7 protein-coding genes are annotated in these 6393 nt (G+C 32.5%); 5 read left to right on the top strand and 2 right to left on the bottom strand.

The features are described 5' to 3' along the window. The first annotated feature begins 102 nt into the window (after positions 1–102). Positions 103–300: a hypothetical protein gene (locus tag HPY79_09780; GenBank protein NSW46088.1), complete on the top strand. Its 198-nt coding sequence runs from the start codon at positions 103–105 to the stop codon at positions 298–300. Positions 301–302: 2 nt separating this feature from the next. Here the strand turns inward: HPY79_09780 and HPY79_09775 are convergent, their stop codons facing one another. Beyond that, positions 303–1172: a DUF2807 domain-containing protein gene (locus HPY79_09775; protein ID NSW46087.1), complete on the bottom strand. Its 870-nt coding sequence runs from the start codon at positions 1170–1172 to the stop codon at positions 303–305. A gap of 132 nt (positions 1173–1304) precedes the next feature. On the opposite strand from HPY79_09775, the gene HPY79_09770 reads away from it, so the two are divergent. The 4 genes from HPY79_09770 to HPY79_09755 are packed head-to-tail and all read left to right on the top strand — an operon-like array spanning position 1305 to position 5627. Further along, positions 1305–1946: a class I SAM-dependent methyltransferase gene (locus tag HPY79_09770; GenBank protein NSW46086.1), complete on the top strand. Its 642-nt coding sequence runs from the start codon at positions 1305–1307 to the stop codon at positions 1944–1946. Further along, a complete protein-coding gene (locus tag HPY79_09765; GenBank protein ID NSW46085.1) occupies positions 1943–2185 on the top strand; it encodes a thiamine-binding protein in 243 nt (80 codons plus the stop codon). The genes HPY79_09770 and HPY79_09765 overlap by 4 nt, the downstream gene beginning before the upstream one ends. Positions 2186–2223: 38 nt before the next feature. Then, positions 2224–4377, top strand: coding sequence for a hypothetical protein (locus HPY79_09760; GenBank protein NSW46084.1), 2154 nt, complete (start codon positions 2224–2226; stop codon positions 4375–4377). After that, the gene (locus HPY79_09755) at positions 4374–5627 is read left to right on the top strand and encodes a hypothetical protein (GenBank protein ID NSW46083.1); all 1254 of its coding nucleotides are present in this window, start codon (positions 4374–4376) and stop codon (positions 5625–5627) included. The genes HPY79_09760 and HPY79_09755 overlap by 4 nt, the downstream gene beginning before the upstream one ends. Here HPY79_09755 and HPY79_09750 read toward each other — a convergent pair. After that, complete coding sequence (locus HPY79_09750; GenBank protein ID NSW46082.1) at positions 5611–6285, bottom strand: rhomboid family intramembrane serine protease; 675 nt, start codon at positions 6283–6285, stop codon at positions 5611–5613. The genes HPY79_09755 and HPY79_09750 overlap by 17 nt on opposite strands. Positions 6286–6393: the final 108 nt, after the last annotated feature.

Below are 6393 nucleotides of genomic sequence, written 5' to 3'. Positions count from 1 at the left end.
GTCATATTTCCTGATTTTTCTAATTTCATAACGCTAAAATAACCATTATTTCTGGAATTTTAAATAAAAACATCAATAAGTTATTAACAATCACATATTTGCATGTTAATAGCCTTGCAAAGGACTCATATTTATCGTGCTTCGCCACGCATAACTTTTATCAGTAATAAATTATCGTTGTCGGCAGAAATTGAATTAACTGCAGCTGCTTATGGACGTCCACAATTAAATGGGACTGTAATTAAAACTCAAGAGCCTAAAAACTTTAGATATTTATTTGCAGCTGTATATAATTTTTAGGATTATTTTATTTCTTTTAGGTTATGTATTCCTATAGAATCGATTACCATAACATTGGGAGCGATATACTGTATTTTACCTTTTTTTAACGATAAGACTAAAGGTTTTTCTTCGCTTTTAACATTAATTTGACTATTATCTAAAGCAAATACTTTAACTCTTCCACAAGTAGTTTCCATGGCATCTATCAGCGATTTATTGTAAGCCCAAAACTCACCCGCAAAAGTTTTGCCTTTGGCAATAATGGTAGCTTTTTGGTTGGTTTCGCAATATAGATATTTAGATAAAAACTCTATGTTTAAAACAATTTCATCCTTAGCATAAACTCTTAATATGTCAACTATACCTGCCAAACGAATGGTGCCATATCCTTTAGTAAATAGGTTGCATTCAGTGCTATTGATAAATATTTCTGATCGCTGTTCTGAATAATTTTCAATATACAAACGCTTTATCCATATATTGGTTGGCGTATAAACAGAAGCATTATCAAAAAGTCGAATAGTATCAACCACCGGCATTATAACCTCTACATATATTCGTTCATTTTCGAATAATTTAGTAGCATCGATATTTAAACAATGATTATTAACCTTTACACTGCTAAAAACATCTTTTAAAATGTTTCGACTACCCTTGAAAGTTATGCTAAAATAATTATCCTGACGAATAGAAATAACAACATTACCTTTGGCTTGAATGGAGGTAAATCCTGGTATAGTGTCAGAAAAAGTGATTTTGTAAGAACGATTGGAGTTTTGAGAAAACAATAAAGAACTCTGTATTAAGCAAATTACTAAAACTTGAACTATTTTTAATACTATGGTTGTGTTAGGGACGCATATAGCTTTTTTTATTTGTTTATACGGCAAAATATTAAATTTGTTTCGTTTATCAAATGTTAATTTGTTTTAATAAACAAATACACATTGTTAATGTATGTTTATTATAGATGATAAAAATTATTAAAAACATCGTTATATTTACCAACAATTTTTATTTCAATGAACATTTTTGAAAATAAAGAAATAGCTCAACAATACGATAGCTATTACCAAACAGAATTAGGTAAAAAAATAGATATTCTAGAAAAGAATTTAATAAAAAGCTTACTATGCTTGCCCAATCAAGGCTCAACATTTCTCGAAGTAGGCTGTGGAACCGGACATTGGACTGCATACTTTTCGGAATTAGGCTACGACATAACTGCTGTTGATATTTCGGATGCAATGCTCGAAATAGCCCAAATTAAAAAAATTAAACGTACAAAGTTCGTTAAAGCTGATGTACAAAACCTACCATTCCATAACGAACAATTCGATGTAGTTGCCAGTATTACTATGCTCGAATTTGTAAATAACATAGAATCGGCTATTAACGAAATGTTTCGTGTATTGAAACACGATGGTTGGCTTATTTTAGGTTGTCTAAATCTCCATTCGCCATTAGGTAAAAACAAAGCTAACGATCCTACTTTTAAAGACGCTCATTTTTTTACCAAAGAAGAACTATACTCATTATTAAGCATATGGGGTGAACCTATCATAAAAGAGACCGTCTATTTTGACGAATTTTTCCGTTTAAAAGAACAAGGCGAAGAAGGAGCTTTCTTAGGAGTTGCCATTCAAAAAACAAAAATGTTATGAACATCAGCCTTGAAATAAGCTATTATCCGCTTGATTCAAACTCACATCAAGCCATTAAAAAATTTATAGACATGCTGAATGAATCGAAGCTGTTTAAAATTTCTGTTCAACCGATGAGCACTCTTATTTATGGAAAATACGACGATATACTCCCCTTTTTATCGGATAAAATGAAACAGATTATGAGCGAATACCCCTCAATTTTCGTTTTAAAGATATCGAACGCATGCCCGGTATAATGCAACCATTGAGAACTAAAATATCGTCATTGTTAAAGATGAAAAACACCATATTTTTCTTTATTATTCTATTTTTCTTGTCGTCTTGTAAGAAAGAAGAACTAAAACCCTCGTGGGATACCGATATGCTTTTACCCTTGGCTTTTTCAAATATTGATATTCATCATCTTATTGCCGATAGCATTTGCCAAGTAAATGCTGATAGCTCCATTTCGTTAGTATATCAAACCGATTTAGCTTCACTTATTTTAGATACCATCGTTAAAATTCCCGACACAAGTTATCAATATACGGTTAGCTTAAATAAAATTGCCCTAAATCCTTATAGCTTTAATTATAGGGTATCAATGGGTGATATTGCCAATAAAGATAAGGAAGACAACGGACCATCGAGTACCATTTATACCACTATTATGACAGCTCATAATACAGGTCAGCCAACTGCCATTCAATCGTTTGGACCTTATCATTTTGACACCATCGAAATCAATACAGGCAATTATTTCAAATATATTTATATTCGTCAAGCAACACTCGAAATCACTATTAACAATCAATTACCGGTTCCACTTAGCAACATACAATTTGAATTAAAAAAACAAAGTACTCAAGAAGTGCTGATTAACGATGGTTTTACACTTATTGCTCCACAAACACAGCAAACACGAACTGCTACCTTAAGCAATATTGTGTTAGACAGCTTATTAATGGCATCCATTACGGTTTCATCGCCCGGATCGAGCATTCCTATAACGATTGATACAAGCCAATCGACAACAGCAACCATTACCATTAAAGACTTGCAAATAGATTCGGCAGTAGCTCGTTTCCCATCTCAAGAAATATTAAAATACAACCAAAACCTTATTTTAAACATTCCTGATAGTGTTCAAATAACGGAAGCATGGATTAAACAAGGTAATTTAAAGCTCGATTTTTACAACACCATTAAACAAAATATTCACATTAACTTTTCGCTTCCGGCTGCACAAAAAAATGGACAACCTTTTACAATGAACGTTACTATTCCGGCTTCCGATGGCATTCATTTATCGCACAGTTCTGCTGTTGCCGATTTTACTGGTTATGAAGTAAAATTCAGAGGTCTGCACGAATTTGAAGTTGTTCAAGGCGATTTAAACAATAACAATCAAATTGATGTTGACACTGTTAACGCCTTGTATTATAATCTTAGAGCAAGCATTGATTCTACAGGAGAATTTATTACACTTACAAAAAACGATAGCATTACAGCTATTTGTAAATTCGAACATGTGGTTCCCGATTATATCAAAGGTTTTTTTGGATATAAAGAAGTTACGTTCGATTCTATCATAGCTTATAATTTTATTAAAAATCTGCAAGTTCAAAATTTGCATTTTCAACAAGCTAACTTTTCGTTGAGTATTGAAAATCAAATTGGGACAAACGCACATGCCTATATTCAGCAACTTAGAGCTAAAAACACACAAAACAATAGCGATGTGTTACTTCAGGGAACAGTTCTGCAAATGCCCTTTATGCTTATAAAACCAACAAACCCCATGACGACCAACGTAGATGTAGTGCCTGCCACAAGCTCTTTTAGTGTTAACAGCCAAAATTCAAATATTCAAGACTTAATCAGTATCCTACCGAATCAACTTGCTTATTCATTTCGCATAAAAATGAACGAAGGGCAATCACTTCCATCACCGGCTACAGCCAATGATTTTGTTTATTACGGAGACCAATTAAAGTTAAAACTCAATGCCGAAGTTCCGCTGTCGTTCTATGCAGAAAACTTAGTTCTTTGCGATACTGTTATTCCAAATTTTTCGAGTGTTAAAATAGACCAAATAAATTATGGCAACATCGTTCTTCAATCGAACAATTATTTTCCCATTGATATGAATGTAACTATATACATGCTAAACGAAAATAAAGAGCTTTACGATTCACTCCATACCACACCCATTAACATTCATGCTGGCACTATAAGCCCCACAACTCATAAAGTTAATGTACCAAGAGCCGATAAAAACACCATTCCTCTCTCTAATCTTAAATTACAACACTTTTTTAATGCTAAATATCTTGTTTTTAAAGCTAATTTCAACACCAAACCGATTTCATCGCACATAAAAATATACGATTATTATACGGTGAATTTTAAGCTTATAGGCGACTTTAATTATCACATCCAAAAATGAGACAACTATTTTTTATATTGATATTTCTGATTTCTACTAAACTGATTGCACAAAACACTTGGGGACAAAACTCGCTAATAGAAACAACAGACACCATAGGCTATTCTGTTTGTTTTAACTCGTTATACACTACTCAAACCAATGGTTTTAATAAAAAATTTATTCAGGCAGTCAATCAAAGTCAATATTTATCGGACGATTTAAAAACATCAAATCCTTTAAAAGCTTACAATTATCTTTTTTACAACTTAAACGAAGAAATTTCTTTCTACCATATGCCCGATAGTTTATTGAGTATGGAAAAAACGGGCTACCATGTTGGTATTTCTTACAAGCAACTGTTTACTTCTGCCTTTAATAATGATTTGTTTAATATCATAGCATTCGGTAATAAAATGTTTGCCGGAAAAGATGCTGACTTATCCCAGAGTCTTTTTCAATATTACGACTATGGAACCCTAAGTTTGGGTTTATACAAAGTTTTTGAAGATGAAAACACTATTACCAAAGCCATTTTCGATTTTAATGTTCATGCATTTAAAGACATTCAATATTTATACATCCCCAATGCTTCGCTTTATACAGCCGATGATGGCTCTTACATAAATTTTAAACTACGTGGAACCTATCAAGCCAAAAACAACCACTCTTTTGACACACCGGGAATTTCGTTTAATGCGGGTATTTCATTATATAATAAATCATCGCACACGCTATTTTCGTTTCAAGTTAAACAATTAGGCGTGGCTTTTCTAATCAACCAATCGTATCATGCAACCATTGATACGATGGTACATTACGAAGGAATACAAATTGACAATATTATAAGCAATCCACAATACAACGCGGGTATATTATCAAACGATAGCCTTAGTCAATTATACAACAATCACATGGACACTAATTCTTCTGTATTAACCCTACCTGAAACCATGATGTTTTCTATACATCATTTGTTTGAGCATAAAATTTTCAGCGATCTTCAGTTGGGCTTATCGTATCAATTTCATACCAAACAAAAAAGCCCTGAGTTTTTTATTTCACAATCAATAAAAATAAACTCCAAAATAAAGTTTGCAATAGGTAGTTCATACGGTGGCTATAATTCGCTAAGCCCTTTTATTTATGCTGAATTCAGATTTAATACCCATAATATTCTTCATTTTAATTTCGCCAATCCCCTATCATATCTAATAAAAGATTATCCGTACAATACGACTCTATTTTTAAGTTTTAGGCGATATTGGTAGTATCTTCATTTTTCCAGTAGGGAATTTCATCGTTCGACTCATCTTCATTTTCATCTTCTTGCATCCATTCTGGCTCATTTTCGGGATAACGATTCTCGTTTTTGTATAAAATTGCTAATATGATACCTAATACAAACCCCGATAAGTGCGACTCCCAAGATATACGCCAGTCAATTGGAAATAATCCCCATATAAGTCCACCGTATAAAAAAACGACTAATAACGAAACCGCCATTAGACGTATGTTTTTAAGCAAAGCACCACAAGTAAAAATAAACGATGCCAACCCGTAAACAATTCCACTTGAGCCAATATGATAAGCGGGTCGTGCTCCAAACCAAACCCAAACACCTGTAACAAAGTAGAGTAACAAAAAAACTTTCAATGCCGATTTAGGATAAAAGTAAAACAACATAGTTCCTAATATCAATAAAGGTAACGAATTGGAACTTAAATGTTCGAAATTTCCATGAATCATAGGAGATAATAAAATTCCCGGCAACCCTTTTGCATGCAACGGAAAAACACCCCAATGACCTAAATCTATTTCAAAAAAATATTGAATCAATGCAATAAGCCATAACAAAAAAACAAACAACAAAGGAATGAACATGCTTAACCACAAGCGTTTTTTTTCTATTGTTGCACTGCCAGTCATGCTTCAAATGTACAAATATTTATTGATTCTGTATATATAACTTTAACTATATAAATAAACATCAATAATAAGAGGTAATTTAAAACCAATAAAAAACATTTTATATGA

The organism is Bacteroidales bacterium (assembly GCA_013314715.1).
Classification (GTDB): Bacteria; Bacteroidota; Bacteroidia; order Bacteroidales; family GWA2-32-17; genus Ch61.
Note: the sequence above shows the minus strand (reverse complement) of the source record. Positions and strands in the feature narration are given on the sequence as shown.